Below are 232 nucleotides of genomic sequence, written 5' to 3' on the forward strand. Positions count from 1 at the left end.
AGCCGGCGATGTTCGCACCGACGACATAGTTGCCCTTCGAGTCGAACTCCTCGCTGGTCTCGTAGCAGTTGCGATGGATGTTCACCATGATCTCTTTGAGACGCTGCTCGGTGTACTCGAAGCTCCAGGAGTCGCGGCTGGCGTTCTGCTGCATCTCCAAGGCGCTTGTCGCCACGCCGCCGGCGTTGGCGGCCTTGCCGGGTCCGAATGCAACGCCGGCGTCCATGAGCAC

The 232-nt window shown here is 62.5% G+C and carries 1 pseudogene; it reads right to left on the reverse strand.

Annotated features, from left to right (window positions below):
- Window positions 1-232 (reverse strand): annotated as a pseudogene (locus GPT33_RS03475) (glutamate dehydrogenase); the annotation flags it as partial.

Origin of the sequence: Thiocapsa sp., from assembly GCF_011390875.1 — a bacterium.
In the GTDB taxonomy this organism is placed as follows: domain Bacteria; phylum Pseudomonadota; class Gammaproteobacteria; order Chromatiales; family Chromatiaceae; genus Thiocapsa.